Genomic DNA, 21648 nt, shown 5'->3' with positions numbered 1-21648 from the left:
CGCCACATGTCCAACGACGTTCGCAAGCTACCTCCGTCCGATGTGCTCCGTGAGCTGGCCGCGCTCTTCGCCGCGCCAGCCCACGACCGCCATGTGTATTGCGTGTTCGGCAGCCAGGCGTCGCTGCGACGCTTCTCCGAGCGCCTCAAGAAGGAGGTCGCCAAGGGCAGCTTCAACAAGCTTGGCGCGGTCGAGTATCTCTCCCTGAGCCACGACCTCCTCGGCCACCTGAAGGCTCGTGGCACCTATGCGCAGGCCGGGCGCCTCGCCGATCAGCGTCGCGATGAGCAGCTCAAGGGGCTCCTGTCCTCCACCTTTCGGGACCTCATGACGAGCCGGATCGAGGCCGCCGGTACCGTGGGCTTGTTCGTGGCCGACTTCGAACTGCTGTACGCTTATGACCTGGGCGGCAACGACATCTCGCTCGCTCGCCAGGTGGCGATCAACGGCAAGCGCGTCTGCCTGCTCGTCCCGGGCAGGATGCGGGATGGGCGGCTGTGGATCTTCGACGAGGACGCCGAGTCTCGTAGGGAATTCCCCGAGGCGCTGGTGTTCAAGAACTCGGGCTGGGTCTTCGAGCTCGCGGATTAGGGAAACTGTCATGGCAAGGCGCAGCAGCACTCGCAAGGTCGAGTCTTCTCAGATGCACCTGCTCTCGGACGAGAGCGGAGCATCGACGTCCGTCCCCTCGGCCTCGACCGTTGGCCCTCATCCCGAGGTGGAGGCCTTCGTCCAGGCCCACCGGACCGGGAGCGACGCTCCGTACGCGTCCTCCGCGTTCGAAAAGGACATCGAGACCCACAAGCACAACAAGCTGTACACGATGCACACCTACTGGTCGAAGAAGGACCCTTCGGCCATCGCCGAGTACATCAAGCACTACACGCAAGAAGGGGACCTCGTCCTGGACCCGATGTGCGGGTCGGGAACGACGGGATGTGCGGCGGTCGTCTCTGGACGCAATGCGCTCCTGTTCGACGTGTCTCCCGCGGCCTGCTTCCTGGCGTATCACTACACGCTCCTGCCGCCACCGGGTGCGGCGAAGCAGTCTCTGGACCTGCTGCTGGGTGAAGGACGCGGGGATCGTGCCGACGCCGAGTTCCAGACCCGATGCCATCGGTGCGGTGGTGACGCACTGATCGAATACGTGCTCTGGAGCGATCAGTACCAGTGCCCGCAGTGCGCGAAGATCGTCCCCATCTATTCGTGTCCCGAGAAGCCCGTCCCCCAGGCGGATGGCGCGCTGAAGAAGGCGCGTGTCTGCCCGGGGTGCCTCGCGGACAACGGTGGAAAGCCGAACCGCGACTTCGCGGTCTCCACCCGCTCCAAGAAGTTTCCCGCGGTTCCCGTGGGCACGAAGGTCTCGTGCCTCGGAGGGTGCAGGCCGAAGGCCGCGCTTCGCACGGTGCTCGATGACGACCCCAAGGCCCTGGCCGCGGTCCGCGAAGACGTGCGGGTCGCCACGGCGGCCCGGGACGCCAGGAAGGCACATCCCGCCTTCAAGATGGCCTTCCCCAAGGGTCTTCGGTACCAGCGGGACGCCCTGTGGAACTTCGGGATCGAGACCGTGGGGGACTTCTTCACGGCCAGGAATCGCGCCGCGCTCTCCTCGCTCCTCGAAGCGCCACGCGAAGCCCACGTGGATCCGCGTCTGTTCCTGACGTGGATCGTCCACAAGTGCTCCATGCTGATGGGGTGCAACGCCGATGGTGTCGGGCGGGTCAACAAGGGGACCTACTACATCGCTCCCCTCCGGATGGAGGCCCGTCCGACGAAGTACCTGTCACAAGCGAAGAGTCAGATATTGGGGCACTTCGAGCACAAGGCGGCGATGGCCCCGAGTTCCCCCGGCCACGCGCTCATCTCGAACGAGCCCGCCGCGCAAGGGCTCCGCCGCGTCCCTTCGTCCTCGGTGGACTACGTCTTCACGGACCCGCCCTATACCTTCAAGATGCAGTACGGGGAGTTGAACCTCTTCTGGGAGGCGATGCTCGGCGTCAAGGCGGACTGGCTCGTCGATGAGATCGTGGAGAACGAGAGCCGTGGCAAGTCATTCGATGCCTGGCTCTCCGCGATACGCGTCGTGTTCTCGGAGATCCATCGCGTGCTGAAGCCGCGCCGCTGTGTCTCCGTCTGCTATCACGACACCGATCCTTCCACGTGGACCGCCCTTCAGGATGTCCTGCTGGATGTCGGCTTCGTCATCGAGAGCGTCACGACACTGGAGCCTCGATCCAAGTCACAGAACGCGAATACCGCCGAGGTGGTCGTCAAGTCGGATCTGGTGCTCAACTGCCGCAAGGCTGGTGCGGAAGGGGAGAACCAGCCCCAGGCCGCCAGCGAGGCGTCGGTCTCTGATCGTGTCCGGGAGATATTGCTCGGCGAGCTCGGGACACGAGGAGGGCAGACGCGTGACCGACTCTGGGACGTCGTGGCCAGGCGCCTGCTGTCACGCGGGCAGATGGCCGAGCACCGCTTCGACGACCTTCTGTCCGAGATCGCCGTACGGTCCGAGTCGGGACGCTGGTTCCTGAAAGAGCAGTTCGAGAGCCTCTCCGAGAACGACATCAAGAACGAGGAGAAGGCCGGTGAAGCGCTCGTCCAGTTCGCGCGCCTCCGGATGATGGGGGTCCGCTCGAGCCTCGCGGCGGAGGTCGTGCTGCGAAGGCCAGACCTCGCGGGGGACGACTGCGATGAGACCCAGGTGCAGCGCTGGATTCAAGACACGCTCATCCAGGACAAGAAGCAGGCGGGGAAGTTCGAGCTCGGCGGCAGGCTCAAGGGCGTCGAGTTCTACGACTGCCTGTTCTTCTACCTGACCCGGTGGTTGAAGGCGCGAGCGGCGGGAAAGACGCCGCGCCGCAACCTGGTCGACTTCCTCGATGAGTACCTCGTGCGCTTCAAGGATGGCGACAAGTGGTTGCACCGGACTCCCGACGCCGCCGAGGCGCAGAGCTTGCGGAAGGCACGGCAGACGGGCCTGGGCCGCCGCATCCGGCAGTACACGGCCTTCCTCCAGGGGGAAGGGGAGCTGCCCAAGGAGCGCCTGCCGGACGCGAAGACGCTCGTGGCCTGGCTCAAGCACTGCGCCTCCTTCGGTCTGGTGGAGGAGGGCGTGGCGATCTACGAGAAGGGTGGCCTCATCGACCAGCTCGGTCAGCTCTCCGAGGACGAGCGGTATGATGCCGAGGACTACTACGCGCAGTGTCGCCGTCGCAGCGGCAAGGTCGCGGAGGACGCCGGAGAGGACGACGCGGCGGGCGACGACGAAGGGACCGACGAATGAGCCAGATGAAACTCAACAGCTTCGCGAGCCGGCCTCCGCTCAAGGACATCGTCAAGGTTCCCGAGCGCGTCCAGAGCGTCTACTCGCTGACCCAGCACGTCTGGGCGGGAGAGAGCGACGCCGAGCGCACTGAATCGCGGAAGAACAACAAGGTGCGTCTGGAGACGCTCGACGAGTTCTTCCTCGATCCCGTTCGTGCCTACTTGAACCGCATCCTCGAGAAGGTCGCCGAGGGTGAAGGTCAGGGCTTCTGGGTCCAGGCGGAGTTCGGCGTCGGTAAGTCGCACCTGATGGCGGCCACGGCCGTTCTCGCCATTGGTGGCTCTCCGGCCTGGGATCGGGTGAAGCAGCGCGAGAAGGAGGAGAACAGGGCGGGCCCGGGCGCACGTCTCGACGCGCTGTGGCGGAAGAAGCTCGAGGGCAAGAAGATCTTCCCCATCGTGTTCTCCCTCGAGGGGTGCGGTGGCTCGCACGAGAAGAAGCTCGAGGACTTCGTGCTCGAGGAGGCGCAGGCCACGTTCGGCTTGCGCGAGGGGAAGCCGCTCGCCGTCTACCCCGAGGAGCATCTCGCCCGCCTCTTCTTGAAGGAACACCAGAAGGCGTTCCGCGACGACCTGCGGGTGTTCCTCGCGGACAAGCGGCTCATGCGCGGGCTGCCCCAGTATGAGTACGACGAGCTCGTGAAGGCTCTTCAGGACCCTCAGAGCCAGCGCGACTCAGGGCGGGTCCTCACTGCGTTCTACCGTCACAAGAACCTGATGCCGCGCATCCCCACCGAGCGAGGCGAGCGGCTCGCGCGCGCGGTGCAGGACATCCTGGAGGCCGGGTACCACGGTGTCTTCGTTGCCATCGACGAGATGTCCGAATACCTGCGCCGCTCCCAGTTCACCTCGGACGACGAGGATTGTCTCCTCACGCTCTCGAGCACGCTGGCGAAGGCGCGAGCACTCCCCATCTGGACTCTCGTCGCCGCCCAGTCGGAGCACACGAACCCGAAGAAGATCATCGGACCCGATCGGCTCCGTGAGGAGCTCCTCGAGCACAAGGCCGAGCGCTTCCGGGACATCGTGGTTCAGCGCACGCGAACCATCAGCGACCCGGGCGCCGTGGCCGTCTACTACAGCGGCTACAAGAACCTCGTTCCCTGGGTGAAGGACACACCGAAGGAAGAGTTCGAGTCGGCCTTCCCGTTCCCCCCTGACGCCATCCAGGTCATCCGGGCGATTTCCACTCGGCTGACCGGTACGCGGTCGACCATCAGCTTCCTCCACCGCGCCCTCAAGCGGGCCGTCGAAACGGGCGACAAGGATCTCGTCCCCCTCTGGAAGGTCTTCGACGACCTGATGTCGTACAACGAGACCCCCTCCACCTCGTCGTCGGGGGCGATCAGCATCCGCAGCAAGTTCCGCGGCGAGGTCGCCGCGCTCGACGCGGCACAGGCCACGCTCAAGCGCATCACCGATGGTCAGCTCGCACGGCCCCAGAACCGGAGCCGGGCGGAACGCATCCTGAATACGTTGTTCCTGTACCACCTCGCGGGCGTCCAGGGGCTCACCAAGGAGCAGATCCTCGATACCGTCTGTGATCTCAAGCCGAACGAGGATGAGCTCGAGGCGCAACTCGGGCACTACGAGACGATCCTCGAGGAGATGCGCGGCAAGCTGCGCAATCAGGTCCGGCTCCGCGAGGGGCGTTACGAGTTCGTTCCCAAGGAGACGGGTCAGTACGACGACCTCGTGTCTCAAGCCACGGACCGGCTGAAGAGCGACCCGATGCTCTTCTGGCAGTACATGGACCGCTTGATGGTGTCGGCGGACCCTGATGCTCCATCACCATTCTCCGAGTTCGTGCCGGAAGAGGACTGGCGCCAGCTCCAGGTGAAGACGACCTGGCACGGGCAGGAGCGCTCTGGACGCGTCACCGCCGCGGACCTTCTGCGCCAGAACGCCCGGCCACCGGAGATCGACACCCACGGTAACGAGGATGACTTCCTCGTCGTGCTCGCGCGACGTCCGATGTCGGACAAGGATGTGGAGAAGTTCCTCAAGGCGGACGCGCAGGTGGATCCTCGACTGGTGGTCTGGGCTCCCGCGGAGCCGAGCCCCGAGGAGAAGTCCACCTTCGCGGCGGTCCTGGCCCATCTCCTCGTCGCGGAGGAGCACAAGAACTCCGCGTTCGAGAAGGACGGCCGGCGGGAGTTCCGACGCGAGGCGACCCGGGCGCATACCCTCCTGCAGGCGATGTACGTCCGCGGAGCGGCTCGGACCGGACGCACCTCCCTGGATGTCTCCATGGTGAGAGGTGTTCGCGGCGCCATCGAGTCGATGGCCCAGAAGGCCATGGACACCTGTTACCGATCGCGCGTGCTCGATTTCGGCAACCGCAAGTTCGATGCGCTGGGAGCCGTCAAGCTCGTGAACGGCCTCGTGAAGCGCGGCCAGGCCGTGAGCGAAGGCGATCAGCTGTGGAGCGCCGTCGAGAACTTCGCGGGACCGCTGGGGCTCGTCCGCACGGACAACCCGAGGCGACTGGATCCAACGGGCTCGGTCTTCTTCGGTGAGATCCGCAAGCGCGTCGAGGAGCGGGGAGGCGCGGGTCTGGAGATCCGGACCGTCTACAACTGGTTCACCGGGTACGACGCCAAGGACGGCAATGAGTCGCCAGGCCTCACGCGCCGCATGGTGGACATCTACCTGCTGTGTCTGGCCCAGCAGGGGCAGATTCGCATCAGTGACAAGAAGGGTGGGTGGATCGATCGCGCCACGATTGGTGAGATTGATTTCAAGCCGGAGCACTTCCGGAATCTCAATCGCATCGAGCTGCCGAAGGCGCTGCCGGACTGGCAGGTGTTCTGCCCGTACCTCGAGGTCCTCCTGCAGCGGTCCGATGGGTCGCTGGGTCCGAAGTACGACAAGGCGGTCGCCGACGACGCGCTCGCGGTGCTGCGGAATCAGCACTGGGTCCGTGATGCCGACGTGAACAACGTCATGGATGCGCTCCGCGATCTGTTCGGCACGCTGGGCCCCGAGCAGCAGAACCCCTTTGATGACCTGCTGATCTACTGGCTTCAGTTCGCGGAGGAGATCCGCTCCGCGCCAGTCGAGCTCGAAGAGGTCTTCCAGTCGCTGTGCCGCGCCGTCCTCGTGGTCTCCGGGGCAGGCGAGCCATCCGCCCTGACGTCGGAGCACCTGACGACGTTCCGCGAGAATCGCCGCCGGTTCGTCGAGCTGCGCGACTCCTTCGAGACCACGCGGTTGATCCTCCTTCGCGCGGCACGGCTGGCGCGTGCGCAACTCCCGACGTCGGGAGTGCCGAAGCAGATCGAGCGCGCGCAGGCGGACGTTCTGGACGAGTTGAAGAAGGTCGCCGAGCTCGTCGTGAATCCCGATACGGTCAAGACGCGACTCGAGCCCCGGTTCCGTCGGCTCGAGGAGGTCTATGTCCCCGCCTATCTCGATGCGCTGATGTCGCTGGACTCGCTCCAGGCGGACGTGGAGGAGGCGCGCAGGAAGATCGAGGGCAGCGCGGAGTTGCGCGTCCTTGGCGAGTTCAGCGGGTTCCAGGAGGCCGGCCGGATCCTGGAGAAGGTGCGCCAGGAGAGCGGCGAAGCACCGCGTGCCCTTCGTCGGCGCCCAGAGGATCGCGATGCCGCGGAGCAGGACGCCCGTGCCACGGGTAGCGTGCTGGATGTCGTGGACAACGAGGTGTTGACGTTCCGGCGGCTCTCCAGGGAGTGTGACCTCCGGCGGGAGGCGTTGACGCGGCTGCTCGACACTCCCAGGGTCGCTCTTCGCGGGTTCGCATCCTTCCTGCGCTCACCCAGGGTCCATGCGCTCCTCCAAGCCGTCGAGGATGGCCCGAAGTCGCTCTCCGAGGTCCTGGAGGCCCAGAGCGATGAAGAGCTGACGGACGCACTGCTGACGATGCCGGGCTCCGAGCTCAAGACGCTGGCGAAGCTGCTGGCGGCCGTCGTTGGCGACCGTCGTCCCAAGAGCGTGCGCATCGGGGACTTCGAGCCGCGGAGCGCGTTCCTCTGGGAGGCGTCGGACATCGACACCGTCGTCGACGAGTTCCGCGAATACCTCACCAAGCAGTGGGAGGACGGCTACTACTTGAAGATCGAAAAGGAGTAGGTCCCACGCGGCCTACTCCTCCTTTCGAGGCTGGGACGGTTCCTACGTGGCCCGTCCCACGCCGACGATCCGCCGCGTCAGCAGCTTCTGCAGCAGCACGAACCCGAGCAGGAGCGCCCCGATGGCGACACGGGTCAGCCCGGAGCTCAACATGCCCTCGTACGTGGTGATCGACGTCAGGACGAGGCCGAGCATCAGGACTCCGACGAGCGTGCCGAACACGGAGCCGACTCCGCCCGCGAGGAGGGTTCCTCCAATCACCACGGTCGCGATCGCATCGAGCTCCATCCCGACACCTTCCAGGTGGCTGCCGCTCGAGAGATAGAAGGTGAGCACGGCGCCGGCGAAGGACGCACAGAAGCCGCTCACGGCGTAGACGGCGATCTTGGTGCGCTTGACGGGCAATCCCATCAGGAGCGCGGCCTCCTCGCCCCCTCCGAGCGCGTAGATGTTCCGGCCGAAGGGCGTGAGCACCGCGACGTACCAACCGATGGCGACGAACGCCAGGAACAGGACCGCCGTCAGGGGCAGCGAGCCAATCCGCGTGGTCGCGATGGCGGTATGGCGCGGATCCACGATGGCGATCGACTCGAGGTGGATGATGAACGCGAGCCCTCGCACGAAGAACATCCCGGCCAGCGTGACGATGAAGGGCTTGATGCCGGTCGTGTGGATGAGGGTCCCGAGCAGGGCCCCGAGGGTGGTCCCGCACGCGAGCGCCAGTCCGATCGCGGCGAAGACGTTCCAGTGGTGGTCCATGACGAGGACCCCGATGAGCACACTGGAGAAGGACATGACGGCCCCGACGGAGAGGTCGATGCCTCCCGAGAGGATGACGAACGTCATGCCCACCGCGACGATGCCGAGCACCGCGTTGTTGGAGAGGAAGTTGATGAAGATCGGCAGCGAGAAGAAGCCGTCGTACCTCAGCGCCGCTGCGGCATAGAGCAGCACGTAGGCCAGGACTCCCGCCAGCACCGTGACGTGTTTGCGGAGGAAGTTCATGCACCCTCCGCGGGGCGGAACCGCCGCACCATGCGCTCGAACGCCGCCGTCTGCATGAAGCAGACACCCAGCGCAACGATCGCCTTGATGATGAGCGTGTGCTCGGTGATGACACCTCGCATCTGGAGCATGATGGTGAGCGTCTGGATGAAGGTGGCGCCGATGATCGAGCCCACGAGGTTGGCACGGCCACCTGTCAGGCTGGTCCCGCCCAGCACCACGGCCAGGATGGCGTCCAGCTCGAGGTAGAGCCCGCTGTTGGCGACGTCCGCCTCCTTGATGTCGGCCGCCGCGATGAGGCCGGCGAGCCCCGCGCACAGCCCGCTGGCCATGTAGGCCGTCATCTGGATGGTGTGCACCCTCAAGCCGCAGAGCCGGGCCGCCTGGGGATTGCCGCCGGTGGCCTCGATGTAGAGGCCCGTCGCCGTCTTCCTCAGCAGCAGGGCCACGAGGACGAACACGGCCGCGACGATCAGGACCGGGACCGGCAGGCCCACCACGGTGCCGTTGCCGAGGAACTCGAAGGCCGGGCTCTCGAAGCGGACCTTCTGGTCCTGGGTGAGCGCCTGCGCCAGCCCCCGTCCCATCACCAGCGTCACGAGTGTGACGATGATGGGTTGGACGCCACCGTAGGTGACGAGCGCGCCGTTGAGGGCTCCAATCACCAGGGCCGTGCCCAGGGCGGCCACGACCGCCAGGGGGACGGGCTGCCCGTGCTCGGTCATCAGCAGCGCCGCCACCGCTCCCGCGAGCGCCATCACCGAGCCGACCGACAGGTCGATTCCACCCAGGGCGATCACCAGCGTCATGCCCACCGCGAGCAGCATCACGGGGGCGCCGTTCTGGAAGATGTCCACGAGCGCGCCGAAGAGCCGGCCATCCCGGAACTCGAGCCTGGCGAAGCCCGTGGTGAAGACGAGGTTGAAGACCAGCAGCGCCGCCAGGGCCACAAGCGGCCAGAAATTCCTAGGACTCATGGTGCTCCTCTCCGGCGATCAGCTTCATGACCTCCGGAAGCCCCGCGCTGGTGAGCTCGCCCACCTTCTTCCGGTCGCGGAAGACGGCGATGCGGTGCGACAGCCGCAGGACCTCCTCCAAGGCGGCCGAGATGAAGAGGACCGAGAGCCCCTTCTGCGAGAGCTCGTGGATGAGGCGCTCGATCTCTCCCTTCGCGCCCACGTCGATGCCGCGCGTCGGCTCGTCGAGGATCAGCACGCTCGGGTCGTACGCCAGCCACCGGGCGAGGATGACCTTCTGCTGATTGCCTCCGCTGAGCAACCGGATGGGCTGCTCGACCGAGGGCGTCTTGATGCCGAGCTTCGTCACGAACTCCTGGGCGATCCGCTCCTGCTGCGCCCGTGAAACCGTGAAACCCAGCTTGCGCTGGACGACCAGCGCGATGTTCTCCCGCACCGACAGGTCCGGGATGATGCCCTCCGCCTTGCGGTCCTCGGGGCAGAACGCCAGACCCCGCTCGATGGCTTGCCGGGGATTCCTCGGAACCGAGCCGTTGACCGTACCGCTCCGCGCGCGGTCGGCGCCGAACAGCAGGCGGGCGGCCTCCGTGCGCCCGGAGCCGAGCAGGCCCGCGAACCCGACCACCTCTCCCTGGTGCATCGTCAGATCGAACGGAGCGATCCCCTTGCGTGACAGCCCCTGCGCGGAGATGACCGCCGGCCGCGTCTCCCCGGTCCGCGCGTGGAGCGCCGGCTCCTCGGGGACCTTGCCCAGCATGTGGGAGACCAGGTCGAGCTTCGAGAGCTGGGACGCCTCATATGTCCCCACGAGCGCGCCATTGCGCAGGACGGTGATGCGGTCGCTGACCTTGTAGACCTGATCCAGGAAATGGGTGACGAAGACGATGCCGAGCCCCCGCGCCTTCAGCCGCCCGATGATGTCGAGCAGCAGCTCCGTCTCGTGGCTGTCCAGGCTCGAGGTCGGCTCATCCATGATGATGACCCGCGCGTCCGTCTGGACGGCGCGGGCGATCGCCACGAGCTGCTGGACCGCGGTGGACATGCTCCCCAGCGGCTGGTCGACGTTGACCTTCAGCTCGAAGGTGGCGAGGAGCTCCTCCGCCTTGCGCCGCATGGCGCGCCAGTCGATGCCGAACCAGCGCCGGGGCGCACGGCCCAGGAAGAGGTTCTCCGCGACCGTCAGGGTCGGGATGAGGTTCACTTCCTGGTAGATGGTGCTGATGCCCTTGCGCTGGGCATCGCCGGGTGAGGTGGGGCGGAAGTCCCGCCCCTGGAAGGTGAGCGTCCCCCCGTCGCGCGGGTAGACACCCGTCAGGAGCTTGATGAGCGTCGACTTGCCGGCGCCGTTCTGCCCCATCAGGGCATGGACCTCGCCGGCTCGTACATCCAGGTCCACGCCCCGCAGCGCGTGGACCCCGGGGAAACGCTTCTCCACTCCTCTCGCGACGAGGATCGGCTCAGTACTCACGGGTGCTGATCACCTGGGCGGCGGTGGACTGCTCGAAGAGCTGATCCTTGCTCTGGATGAACTTCGGAACCTTCTCGCCCGCCTTCACCTTGGTGATGGTGTCGAAGACGATCGGGCCCATCAGCGGGTTGCACTCGACGGTGGCGTTGAGCTTGCCCGCGACCATCGCCTCGAAGGCCCCCTTCACGCCGTCGATGGAGATCAGCGTGACGTCCTTGCCCGGGTTCATGCCGGCCTCCTCGAGCGCCTGGATGGCCCCGAGCGCCATGTCGTCGTTGTGCGCGTAGACGGCCTGGATCTTCTCGCGGTCCGACTTGATGAAGGCCTCCATGACCTCCTTGCCCTTGGCGCGGGTGAAGTCGGCGCTCTGGCTCTTGAGGATGACCATCTCGGGGTACTTCTTGAGCGCCTCCTCGAAGCCCTTCTTGCGATCGATCGCCGGGGCGGCGCCGGTGGTGCCCTGCAGCTCGAAGATGTTGGCCTTGCCATTCGTCTTCTTCGCGAGCCACTCGGCCGCCATCCGGCCCTCCTCCACGAAGTCGCTGGCGATCAGCGTGGTGTAGAGGCTCTCGTCGCTCACCTTGATGCCGCGATCCACGAGGATGACCGGGATGTTGGCCTCCTTGGCCTGCATCAGCACGGACTCCCAGCCGGTCTCTACCACCGGGGCGAGCACGATGGCGTCCACCTTCTGCGCGATGAAGGAGGTGAGGGCGTTGATCTGGTTGGCCTGCTTGCCCTGCGCATCCGCGAACTTGAGCTCGACGCCGCGCTTCTCGGCCTCGCCACGGATGGACTTGGTCTCGGCGGTGCGCCAGGCGCTCTCGGCTCCCACCTGGGAGAACCCGATGACCAGCTTCTTGGCGGCGGGAGCGGCCGAGCCGGCTCCCTCGGCGGCCTGCTGCTGCTTCTCCGAAGGTTGCTGCTTACATCCGACCAGCGCGAACAGGGCAACCGCGATCAACCATCTCATGTGTCTCTCCACTGCGAGTGGCGGCTTCCCCTCGGAAGCCGCCGGATTCGGTGACTGCCAACGACAGCGGCCTACTCCTTCAATTCATGGACGCGGACGTACTCGAAACGAGCGGTGAAGCCGCCTCCACTCATCGAGACCAGTCCGATCTTCGCCTCGGGGCCAAGCTGGTGCATCCACGTGCCGGCCCGGGTCCAGGTCGAGCCATCCCGGCTGGAGTACGCCGTGTAGTGCTGCTCCCCGCCCACGTCGCGCTTGGCGATCCTCAGCCAGACGGTCTCGTCCGCGGGGCCGCCGAACGTCTCGCCGTAGCGCGGCGAGCTCTCCGGTCCCACCTCCTTGGCGAACGCGATCTGCCGCGTCTCCCAGTTCGAGACGTGGGTCAGCTTGACGTAGTGGTTGTCATCGCCGTGGATGATGAGCCCCGCCTGGACGTAGTTGTGGCAGCAGCTCACCGGGGGGAGGTTCAGCGTGACCTTGGTCTCGACGAGGTAGTTTCCAGCTGGCGCCGGCTCGGTGAGGACAGCGGCGCTGTTGTCGTCCTGGTGGAGCTCCCTGCCCTGGGTGTCGAAGCGGAAGGTGCCACTCTCCAGCCCGAAGCCGTTCTCGGCCGGCGGGCGGATCCAGGTCCACCGCGAGCTCAGCGAGGTGCCGTCGAACTCGTCCGAGGCCGAGGCGATGGCGGCTCCCGGCGCGTCATCCTTCACCCGGGTCATCTGATAACGGCTCTTCTCGCCGGGCTGGGCGGCCGGCGCCGGCTGCTCGCTGTCCGAGGCCCACAAGCCACCGCGCACGGTCGGCCAACCGTCGACCCAGTCCAGCGGATCCATCATCACGTGGCGCTTGACGGGACGCGCTCCCTTCTCCGGCGGGGCGAAGTAGGGGCTGTCCCTGTCGATCGCGTGGTAGACGAGCCAGTCCTGGCCACCGAAGTCGGTCAGCATCCCGTTGTGGCCCGTGCCGACCCAGCGGTTGCCGTTCAGCCCGAGCACGGGCGTCCCTCCGACGCGGTTGAACGTGAGGCGCACGCCCTCGCGATCCACGAAGGGCCCCAGGGGACTCTTGGAACGCCCGGCGAAGATGCTGTAGCCCGTGACCGCTCCATTGCAGCAGTCCGCGGAAGAGCCCAGCAGGTAGTAGTAATCACCGCGCTTGATGATGCTGGCGGCCTCATAACGGTTGGCGACCGTGACCTCCACCTGGCTATACGGGTCGGAGCTTGCGCCATCCGCCGACAGCTTCCGCACGGAGATGCCTCCGTAATAGCTGCCGTAGTAGATGTATTTGTCGCCGTTCGGCTCGACGAGCACCTCGGGGTCGTACACCCACCGCTGCGAACCACCGCAGCAGGGCGCCTCGTGTGGCTCCACCACCGGCTTCGCGGCGTGCGTCCAGGGCCCCGTCGGACTGTCGCTGGTGGCAACGCCGATCGCGCTGTCTCCCTGCTTCGAGTCGGTCACGGTGTAATACAGGTGGTACTGGTTCCCGAAGTACTCGATCTCGGGGGCCCAGAGCTCGGAGGTGGGCTCCGCCCATTCCGGCCGCTCGGTGAATGCATCCCCGACGTAGGTCCATTCGACCAGATCGCTCGACTTCAGGATCGCGATCAGGTGCTCCCGGTACTGACCCTCGGAATCCCTGTCCTGATCATTCAGGGGATCCGAAGTGCAGTACATGTACCAGGCGTAATCCCCCACCTGCTTCCCGCGGATGATCGTCGGGTCGGCACAGTTCTCCACCATGCCGCCGCCCGGAATCGAGACCCTCAGGGGATTGGTATAGCTCTTCTGGGGCGGAGCCTCCGTGCAGGCCACGGTGGTGGTCAGCAGTAGCAACGCGCCCACCCACCACCGTGACGAGAACAAACCTCTCCGCATGTCTGCTTCCTCCCCTGTGGGGGAGCTGGAACGGCTCGATGCTCCGGCCTGGCTCCGCTCCTGACTGCAAAGTCAAAAAAGTGGCGCATCTCATCCAGCCCCATGGAATGTGTCAAGGAAGACATCTATCGGCCCTCGGGGGAGGGGTCGCCAGGACCCGACTCCCGTGCATCCGGATAGGAATTGTTGAAAGACAGACAAAATGACGCGGCAAGTCGTTGGGGAGCGGACGGAGCGGGGCGAGCGCTCTTCCCTTCGCGATCGGTTTGAAGGGACTCGCCCCGGACTTGATTGACCCCTGTTGAGCATCTCCCTAGCCTGCGCCCCCCCAAGTCGAGGATCCCCCCCATGCGTTCACGCGGTGTCGTCCTGTCCGCAGCCGTGTTCTCCCTGTCCATGCTGGCGGCCCTCTCGAGCTGTACCTCTCAACCGTCGACTCCCCCGGTGCCACCGCCGCCGCTCGAGGTGACGAACCCGATCCTGCCCGGTGACTTCGCCGACCCTTCGGTGATCCGCGTGGGGGATGAATACTGGGCCGCCGCGACGTCGTCCGGGTGGGCTCCTCACTTCCCGCTGCTGCACTCGAGGGATCTGGTCAACTGGGAGCTGGTGGACTCGATCTTCCAGACCTCGCCGGCCTGGTCGGACGGCAACTACTGGGCGCCGGAGCTGGCGACCGACAAGGGTCGCTACTTCGTCTTCTACACGGCGCACAAGCGGGGCGGTCCCCTGTGCGTCGCCGTGGCGACGGCCTCTCAGCCCTCGGGGCCCTATACCGATCATGGTCCGCTGGTCTGCCAGGAGCTGGGCTCCATCGACGGCGCGTTGATCCGCGACGAGAACGACACGCTCTACCTGGTCTGGAAGGAGGACGGGAACAGCCGCGGCCTTCCGACTCTCCTCTGGGCGCAGCCCCTGTCGGAGGACGGCACCCGGCTCATCGGCGAGCCAAAACAGATCCTCATGAATGACACGCCGTGGGAGGGGCAGCTCATCGAGGGCCCGCACCTCATCAAGCGCAACGGCTGGTTCTACCTCTTCTACGCCGGCTCCGGGTGCTGCGGGCTCCAGTGCAACTATGGCGTGGGCGTGGCGCGCTCGCGCAAGCTGCTCGAGGGCTGGGAGAAGAACCCGATCAATCCCATCATGAAGGCCAACCAGGACTGGAAGTGTCCGGGGCACGGCAGCGTGGTGTCGGACACGCTGGGCCGGGACTATTTCCTGTATCACGCCTACAGCACCCAGAGCTCCGTCTACGTCGGACGCCAGGGTCTGTTGGACCCGATCGAGTGGGGGGCGGATGGCTGGCCGACGATCAACGGGCGCAAGGGTCCCGGGGGCCGACTGCTGTCGAAGCCCGTGGCCTTCTTCGATGATTTCACCTCCACGTCCCTGGTGCTCGGCTGGCAGTGGCCCAATGGACGACAGCCGACCACGGGGCTCGCGGGGGGGCTGCTGACCCTCGCGCCTCCTTCCGAGCAGGCGGCCAATCCCATCGGCGCGGTCCTCGCGCGCTCCACCAACGCGGCCAACTACACGGCCGAGACCCTCGTGGACGTGAGCGGGCTCACGGAGGGCATGTCGGCGGGGTTGTCGGCCTACGGCAACCCGGACAACGCGCTCTGGCTCGCCATCAGGTCCGGCAAGGTGGAGGCGTGGCGCCGGCAGGCGGGCAAGGAGCAGGTGCTCGGTGGCATCGATGCGCCCACGACGATGAACGGCAAGCTGCATCTGCGCATGCGGGCGACGAACGGCAAGGTGTTCGGCTTCGCGGTGAGCGCGGATGGCACCACCTGGATCGACGTTGACGCGGAGGAGGAGGGCTCGTATCTGCCTTCCTGGGATCAAGGCGTGCGCGTGGCGCTCGTCGCTGGAGGCGTCGCGGGTGCCTCCGTCCGGTTCGACTCGCTGCGGATCACCCCCGAGTAGTCCTGCCCGACCAAGGTGTGCTCGACGATGGAAACTGGTACGGCCCCCTCTTTCGAAGCGTTGTTCGGACACCCTCCCAGCGTGGTGGCGCATGCGCCGGGCCGGGTGAATCTCATCGGTGAGCACACCGACTACAACGGCGGCTTCGTGCTGCCGATGGCCATCCCCCAGCGGACGCACGTGGAGCTGAGGCCTCGCAAGGACCGCACCGTCCGGGCCTTCAGCGCCACCGTGGGCAGCCAGGGCGGGGTGCAGGAGTTCGTCCTCGGCCAGCAGGCGCCGGGACGCGGGTGGCTCGACTACGTGCAGGGCGTCACCCTCGTCCTCCAGCGCGAGGGCTTCTCGTTCGACGGCTTCGACGTGCGCATCTCCTCGGAGGTGCCCGTGGGCAGCGGGCTGTCCTCGAGCGCGGCACTGGACGTGTGCCTCCTGCGCGCCCTGCGCGAGGCCTTCTCGCTCCAGCTGGAAGACGTGCGGCTGGCGCTGCTGGGGCAGAAGGTGGAGAACGATTTCGTCGGTGCTCCGGTCGGGGTGATGGACCCCATGGCCTGCCACCTGGCGGACGGAGGCTCCGCGCTCTTCCTCGACACGCGCAGCATGAGCTTCGAGCGGGTGTCCCTGCCGGCCGGCGTGGAGCCCATCGTCATCAACTCGGGGGTGGCGCACAACCACGCGGCGGGCGACTACCGCACCCGCCGGGCCGAGTGCGAGCGCGCGGCGGCGCTGCTGGGCGTGCCGCAGCTGCGCGACCTGACGGAGGCGGATCTGCCTCGAGTGGCCGCGCTTCCCGACCCCCTGGGCCGTCGTGCGCGCCACGTGGTGTCCGAGGACGCGCGGGTGCTGGCCACCGTCACGGCCCTGCGCACGGGCGATCTGGCGGCCCTCGGACCGCTGCTCTACGCCTCGCACGTCTCGCAGCGTGACGACTACGAGGTCTCCGTGCCGCAGATCGACCTGCTGGTGGAGCTGGCACGGGGCGAGCCGGATGTGCTGGGGGCTCGTCTCACCGGCGGAGGCTTCGGTGGCTCCATCGTGGCGCTGGCTCGCACGGGCACCGGGGCCGCCGTGGCGCAGCGCATCGCCCGGGCCTATTCGGCTCGCTCGGGACACTCCGCCACGGTGCTGGTGCCCTGAGGGTCGTTGGATGGTTCGAATCCGGACGCGCTTCGGCACACTGCCGATTGCACACGCCGCGAGGATCGCGGAACCTTCGTTCCGTGCCAGGACAACCGACCGACACTGAACTCGACAATCCCAGTCTCGCGCGCGATGGCTTCGACGCCGCGAGTTTCCGTGAACTGCTCGCCCGGTATCATCGAGGGGAGCTCGTCGAAGCACCGCCGCTCGCGGGCTCCCTCGAGCCGCTCCGGGAGGGGGACATCCAACCGCTCCCGCGCGAGGGCACTCCCGCGTACGAGGAGTGCCGCGCACTCGGGGAAGAGGCGTTCCGCCAGGGCCAGGTGGCCGCCCTCGTGGTGGCCGGTGGCGCCGGCACCCGCTTCGGCGGTGGGGTGAAGGGGCTCATCCCCGTGGTGGGGGATCGCACCTTCCTCGACTTCAAGCTCGCGGAGGCCCGCCGGCTCGGGGCTCGCTACGGGCGCCCGGTGCCCGTGGCGTTGATGACGTCCTACCTCACCCATGATGACATCGCCGCGTACCTGGCGAAGCGGGGCGAGGAGGAGGGCGTGTTCCTCTTCCGCCAGCGGATGCTCCCCCGGCTCACTCCGAGCGGGGAGCTGTTCCGCGAGCCGGACGGCAAGCTGTCGTTCGCTCCGTCCGGGCACGGCGACGTCTTCCGGGCGTTGCGCGAGAGCGGGGTGGGGGAGGAGCTGCGCCGGCGCGGTGTTCGCCACATGTACTTCTCCAACGTGGACAACCTGGCGGCGACGCTCGATCCGGTCGTCATCGGGCTGCACCTGAAGCAGGGCGGGGCCATGACGGTGGAGGTGACCCCGCGCGCCAACCCCAGCGGAGCGCTCGACGCGGGCGCCGCGCCGGTGCGCTTGAAGGGGCAGCTGCAGCTCGTCGAGAAGGTGGACCCCACCCAGCATCAGTTCATCTCGACCAACAACATCACCTTCGATCTGGAGGCCATGATCGGGAAGGAGATCCCCATTCCCTACCGCGTGGTCTCCAAGAAGGTGGAGGGCCAGTCCGTGCTTCAACTCGAGCAGGTGACGGCGGAGGCCAGCAGCCTCACCCGCCCGGATGGCAAGCCGCTCATGCCCGCGGCCTTCATCGAGGTGAGCCGCTCGGATCCGGCGACCAGCCGGTTCGAGCCCGTGAAGGCGCCCGATGATCTGCCGCGCGTCGCGGAGCGACTCCGCGCGCGCCTGCTGGCCCTCTGAGAGGACTCGAGGTTCGGAACCGCCCGGTTCGTCCTGTCAGGGCCGGGCGGTCCCTCCGCGGGTTGGTATAGCATTCGCGGCCCCCCTACCCCGGAGGCCCCGAGTGGACCGCATCGCAAGAAGCGCAGTCGTCGCGTTGGTGTTGCTCCTCGCCATGACGGAGACGGCCCGCGCCGACGGTCTCGGCTCCATCCCCTATGGCGACAACTGCTGGGGCTCCGGCACGGATGCCGATCGTGACGGGCTCAATGATGACTGCGAGTACCAGGTCGCCTTCTGGTTCATGCCGCTCTTCTGGTTCGACAGCGGCGAGAGCGGCCATGCCCGGCGTCCCTACTACGCGGTGAAGAGCACCAGCTTCTCCACCCGCACGCTGCAGATCTTCTACATGGACACCTTCCTCGAGGACTCCGGTGTCACCACCGGACACGATGGAGATCCCGAGTTCCAGATCCTCGAGGTCCATTACTCCGGTGGCAGGTGGTACCTCGACTGGGTCTACATGTCCGCCCATCGCAAGAGCAGCTGTGACTCGTCCGCCTGGTACTCGTACAGCCAGCTCGAGTACGACACCGCGATCGACTCCCGCAATGCCTATCGCGGCTGGCCCACGCTCTACGTCGCCGAAGACAAACACGCCACCTACAACAACCTGGCCAACTGCGACAAAGGCTGCTTCCTTCAGGACTACTGCAGCCGCCATACCTACCAGTACCTCGACACCACGGATCGGCTCGTCTCCCGCAATGTGGGCTCGACCGGCGTTCAGCTGATCAACCAGGTCCTCCTCAACGGCAAGACCGAGCGACTGCTCGATGACGTGGAGTTCAAGGGCTGGGATGACCAGTGGTATCGCCCCAACTCCCAGGGCTACCGCCGCCACCTGAACGACTTCGGGTTCTAGCGCTTCGTGCGGAACGCTCCCGTGCCACCAGGACACCCGGGACGCCCCGCCAGGGCGCCCCTCCGCTCTTTCTTGGGGCTCGCGGTCGTGGGGGTCCTGCTCGCGGTGCTCACCTTCGTGCTGTGGCCCCGGCAGGATGGCGGTGAGGCGCTCCGGACGCCCCCCGTTCCCCAGCGCCGTGCCCCCGCCTTGGAGGTACCGCCAGCGGCGTCCTCCGCTCCACCACCGGCGCCTCCCACACCCCGTGTGCCCGCCTCGCCGGCCTCTCGCGGGGGCATGCTCTCCGCGGCGCTCCACGAGGAGCGGGTGAGCCTGGCGTCCAGTGTCGTGGTCGAGGGAATCGACCAGGACCGTCCCTGGGTGTGCGCCGGTGAGTCGATGGGCCTGTCCGCCCGCCTCGGAGGTGTTCCCGAGCCGGGCGCTGTCCAACGGTGGGTCTGGCCCGTCGCCGGGGGCGGTGCCGAGCTGCATCCGGGCCCGACGCTCCAATGGCGGGCTCCGAAGGCCGCTGGCAGGTACTTCGTTCGCTTCCAGGTCTGCACGGACCTCGGAGGGCGGCGCGTCGGCGTTCTGGCCGAGCGCGACGTCGAGGTGGAGGTGCGCCAGTGCGCCGAGGGGGAGGGGCAGCGCGACGAGCCGCTCCGCCTCGGGGTCGTGCAGCGAGGGCAGGGGACCTTCGCCTTCGAGGCCCTGTACCAGGGCGGCGAGCGCACCGTGGCGTTCGCCTGGGACTTCGGGGATGGCACCGCCGCCACCACCACCGAGCCTCGTGTCGAGCACTCCTATCCGCTCCAGGGTCTCGAGCCCCAGGAGGTGAGGAGCTTCACCGTGAGGCTCCAGGCCCGGCTCGGCCGGGGTGGGCCCCTGGAGGCCACGGCGTTCGCGCTCGTTCGCGGGCAGCCCCCCTCCGATGTGCCGCCTCCCGTGGACCTTCGGGTCTCCCGTTGGCGTCCGCTCCCCGAGGGCGAGGGGTGGCGCAGTGAGGTGGTGGTGTACGCCCCGGACGGCTCGGCCCTCACCTGGGAGCGCCTCGAGCGCATCTCCCTGCACTGGGACGGGCAGGCGGACACCGTCACGCGCGCCTGGAACGAGGCCATCCACGTGGAGGAGCACCTCGGGCACGGGGGCTTCCGCGGCTACGTGACGGTGAGCGCCTCCGAGGCTCCGCCCGATATCAAACAGATCCTCGACTTCCTGTATGGCCGTGACGCGGCGGGCCAGGAGGTGGTGGTGTCCTGGAGCCCCTTCAAGCGCGAGGCTCCCCCAGGGCTGTCTTCCGACGCCCCGGCACCGCCTCCCCGGAAGTAGCGGCCAAAGCCATACATCCATCCGACATCGCCCGCATGTCTCGTTTTGAACACGTGTGCGCCAGGCGTGAATCAGAAGGAACCGCGTCAGACGTCTCTTTAAACTGAAACACGCAGTCTGGAATTTCTTCGCAACAGGGGGAAACCATGCGTCTCCACATCGCGTCGTGGGTGGCCGTGTCCGCTGTGTCCTTGTCCATGCTGGTGGCTTGCCCGGCCAAGCACGTTCCCGCTCCCACGCCCACGCCCAACCCCTCGGACCCTTGCGTCAAGGCCGACGCCGTGGGGAGCGAGTCCCGCACCGGGAAGTTCGTCGCCTCGCCCCAGCCGGTCCCCGGTGAGTACATCGTCGTGCTCAGGACGCCGCGCCCGGGTGAGAAGACGCTCGAGCCCTCCTTGGCCGCCGAGCGTCTCTCGGCCCAATACGGCGGCAGTGTGTTCTTCACCTACGCGCATGCCCTGCGGGGGTTCGCCAGCCGGATGAGCCCCGAGCAGGCCGGCTCCATGGCCGCCGACCCCGAGGTGGAGTACGTCCAGGAGAACGGGGTGATGACCATCAGCGAGAGCCAGCCCGACGCCACCTGGGGCATCGACCGCGTCGACCAGCGCGAGCTCCCGTTGGACAAGACCTACCTCTACAACGCCCACGGCAAGGGCGTGCACGCCTACATCATCGATACCGGCATCCGCGCCTCGCACTCCGAGTTCGGCGGACGGGCGGAGGCCAGCTTCGACTCCATCGGCGACAATCAGAAGGGCAATGACTGCAACGGCCATGGCACCCACGTGGCCGCCACCGTGGGCGGCAACACGTATGGCGTCGCCAAGAACGTCCGCCTCCACGGGGTGCGCGTGCTCAACTGCTCCGGTTCCGGCACGACCGCCGGGGTGATCGCCGGCGTGGACTGGGTGACGAGCAACCGCGAGCTGCCCGCGGTGGCCAACATGAGCCTGGGCGGCGCCAAGAACGCAGCGCTCGATGATGCGATCCGCAAGTCCATCACCTCGGGTGTCACCTTCATCCTCGCGGCGGGCAATGAGAACCAGAATGCCTGCAACGTCTCCCCGGCGCGCACGGCCGAGGCCATCACCGTGGGCGCCACCACGAACTCCGACTCGCGCGCCACCTTCTCCAACTGGGGCAGCTGCGTGGATGTCTTCGCTCCGGGCCATGAGATCCTCTCGGCCTGGCTCTCGAATGACACCGCCACCCGCCTCCTCAGCGGGACCTCGATGGCCGCTCCGCACGTCACCGGGCTCGCCGCGCTCTTCCTGGAGCGCAACCCCACCGCCGCCCCCGCCGCCGTGGCCGCCGCGCTCGTCGACAACTCCACCCCCGGCAAGGTGGCCAACCCGGGCTCGTGCTCGCCCAACCGGCTGATGTTCTCCGGCTTCATCGGTGGCCCGCCCTCCCTCCAGACCGCCCAGGAGGGACGGTAGC

Annotated in this window: 14 protein-coding genes; 9 read left to right on the top strand and 5 right to left on the bottom strand. The window is 67.1% G+C overall.

All coding sequences use genetic code 11. The features are described from left to right. Positions 1-6 precede the first annotated feature (6 nt). Genes JRI60_RS33470 through JRI60_RS33460 form a run of 3 tightly spaced genes read left to right on the top strand, consistent with a single transcriptional unit; the run spans position 7 to position 7419 of the window. Complete coding sequence (locus JRI60_RS33470; RefSeq protein WP_204219990.1) at positions 7-591, top strand: hypothetical protein; 585 nt, start codon at positions 7-9, stop codon at positions 589-591. 10 nt (positions 592-601) lie between these two features. Beyond that, positions 602-3286: a DNA methyltransferase gene (locus JRI60_RS33465; protein ID WP_204219989.1), complete on the top strand. Its 2685-nt coding sequence runs from the start codon at positions 602-604 to the stop codon at positions 3284-3286. Continuing rightward, positions 3283-7419, top strand: a complete 4137-nt coding sequence (locus tag JRI60_RS33460; RefSeq protein WP_204219988.1) for a hypothetical protein — start codon at positions 3283-3285, stop codon at positions 7417-7419. Before JRI60_RS33465 ends, JRI60_RS33460 begins: the two co-directional genes overlap by 4 nt. Before the next feature lie 42 nt (positions 7420-7461). Here the strand turns inward: JRI60_RS33460 and JRI60_RS33455 are convergent, their stop codons facing one another. The 5 genes from JRI60_RS33455 to JRI60_RS33435 form a co-directional block, all read right to left on the bottom strand. Next, complete coding sequence (locus tag JRI60_RS33455; RefSeq protein ID WP_204219987.1) at positions 7462-8424, bottom strand: ABC transporter permease subunit; 963 nt, start codon at positions 8422-8424, stop codon at positions 7462-7464. Next, positions 8421-9401 carry an ABC transporter permease gene (locus JRI60_RS33450; RefSeq protein ID WP_204219986.1) on the bottom strand — a complete coding sequence of 327 codons (981 nt, stop codon included), beginning with the start codon at positions 9399-9401 and terminating at the stop codon, positions 8421-8423. Before JRI60_RS33450 ends, JRI60_RS33455 begins: the two co-directional genes overlap by 4 nt. Continuing rightward, a complete protein-coding gene (locus tag JRI60_RS33445) occupies positions 9391-10869 on the bottom strand; it encodes a sugar ABC transporter ATP-binding protein (protein ID WP_204219985.1) in 1479 nt (492 codons plus the stop codon). The genes JRI60_RS33450 and JRI60_RS33445 overlap by 11 nt, the downstream gene beginning before the upstream one ends. Beyond that, complete coding sequence (locus JRI60_RS33440) at positions 10859-11842, bottom strand: ABC transporter substrate-binding protein (protein ID WP_204219984.1); 984 nt, start codon at positions 11840-11842, stop codon at positions 10859-10861. Before JRI60_RS33440 ends, JRI60_RS33445 begins: the two co-directional genes overlap by 11 nt. A gap of 71 nt (positions 11843-11913) precedes the next feature. Next, the gene (locus JRI60_RS33435; protein ID WP_204219983.1) at positions 11914-13719 is read right to left on the bottom strand and encodes a family 43 glycosylhydrolase; all 1806 of its coding nucleotides are present in this window, start codon (positions 13717-13719) and stop codon (positions 11914-11916) included. A gap of 348 nt (positions 13720-14067) precedes the next feature. Between JRI60_RS33435 and JRI60_RS33430 the strand changes: the two genes are divergently transcribed. The 6 genes from JRI60_RS33430 to JRI60_RS33405 all read left to right on the top strand — a co-directional run bounded on the left by JRI60_RS33430 (position 14068) and on the right by JRI60_RS33405 (position 21647). Beyond that, a complete protein-coding gene (locus JRI60_RS33430) occupies positions 14068-15648 on the top strand; it encodes a family 43 glycosylhydrolase (protein ID WP_204219982.1) in 1581 nt (526 codons plus the stop codon). Between the two features lie 27 nt (positions 15649-15675). Next, positions 15676-16782, top strand: a complete 1107-nt coding sequence (gene galK / locus JRI60_RS33425; RefSeq protein ID WP_204219981.1) for a galactokinase — start codon at positions 15676-15678, stop codon at positions 16780-16782. Between the two features lie 83 nt (positions 16783-16865). Further along, on the top strand, positions 16866-17996 hold the full coding sequence (locus JRI60_RS33420; protein ID WP_204219980.1) for a UTP--glucose-1-phosphate uridylyltransferase: 1131 nt from the start codon (positions 16866-16868) through the stop codon (positions 17994-17996). 154 nt (positions 17997-18150) lie between these two features. Next, entirely contained in the window at positions 18151-18900 is a 750-nt protein-coding gene (locus tag JRI60_RS33415) for a hypothetical protein (protein ID WP_204219979.1), read from the top strand. A 72-nt stretch (positions 18901-18972) separates the two neighbouring features. Then, positions 18973-20208, top strand: a complete 1236-nt coding sequence (locus JRI60_RS33410; protein ID WP_239469855.1) for a PKD domain-containing protein — start codon at positions 18973-18975, stop codon at positions 20206-20208. A 146-nt stretch (positions 20209-20354) separates the two neighbouring features. Next, positions 20355-21647 (top strand): S8 family peptidase, encoded by a 1293-nt coding sequence (locus JRI60_RS33405; RefSeq protein ID WP_239469854.1) that lies wholly within the window; start codon positions 20355-20357, stop codon positions 21645-21647. Position 21648: the final 1 nt, after the last annotated feature.

This window comes from Archangium violaceum, from assembly GCF_016887565.1.
Taxonomy (GTDB): Bacteria; Myxococcota; Myxococcia; order Myxococcales; family Myxococcaceae; genus Archangium; species Archangium violaceum_B.
The sequence above is the reverse complement of the archived record's forward strand: the minus strand, read 5'-3'. Positions and strand labels throughout refer to the sequence as shown.

Excerpts from the sequence above, each read along its gene's own strand:
- JRI60_RS33440 (WP_204219984.1), bottom strand. The coding sequence starts at position 11,842 with ATGAGATGGTTGATCGCGGTTGCCCTGTTCGCGCTGGTCGGATGTAAG.
- JRI60_RS33460 (WP_204219988.1), top strand. The coding sequence starts at position 3,283 with ATGAGCCAGATGAAACTCAACAGCTTCGCGAGCCGGCCTCCGCTCAAG.
- JRI60_RS33415 (WP_204219979.1), top strand. The coding sequence starts at position 18,151 with ATGACGGAGACGGCCCGCGCCGACGGTCTCGGCTCCATCCCCTATGGC.
- JRI60_RS33435 (WP_204219983.1), bottom strand. The coding sequence starts at position 13,719 with ATGCGGAGAGGTTTGTTCTCGTCACGGTGGTGGGTGGGCGCGTTGCTA.
- JRI60_RS33405 (WP_239469854.1), top strand. The coding sequence starts at position 20,355 with ATGCGTCTCCACATCGCGTCGTGGGTGGCCGTGTCCGCTGTGTCCTTG.
- JRI60_RS33430 (WP_204219982.1), top strand. The coding sequence starts at position 14,068 with ATGCGTTCACGCGGTGTCGTCCTGTCCGCAGCCGTGTTCTCCCTGTCC.
- JRI60_RS33450 (WP_204219986.1), bottom strand. The coding sequence starts at position 9,401 with ATGAGTCCTAGGAATTTCTGGCCGCTTGTGGCCCTGGCGGCGCTGCTG.
- galK (WP_204219981.1), top strand. The coding sequence starts at position 15,676 with ATGGAAACTGGTACGGCCCCCTCTTTCGAAGCGTTGTTCGGACACCCT.
- JRI60_RS33470 (WP_204219990.1), top strand. The coding sequence starts at position 7 with ATGTCCAACGACGTTCGCAAGCTACCTCCGTCCGATGTGCTCCGTGAG.
- JRI60_RS33455 (WP_204219987.1), bottom strand. The coding sequence starts at position 8,424 with ATGAACTTCCTCCGCAAACACGTCACGGTGCTGGCGGGAGTCCTGGCC.
- JRI60_RS33465 (WP_204219989.1), top strand. The coding sequence starts at position 602 with ATGGCAAGGCGCAGCAGCACTCGCAAGGTCGAGTCTTCTCAGATGCAC.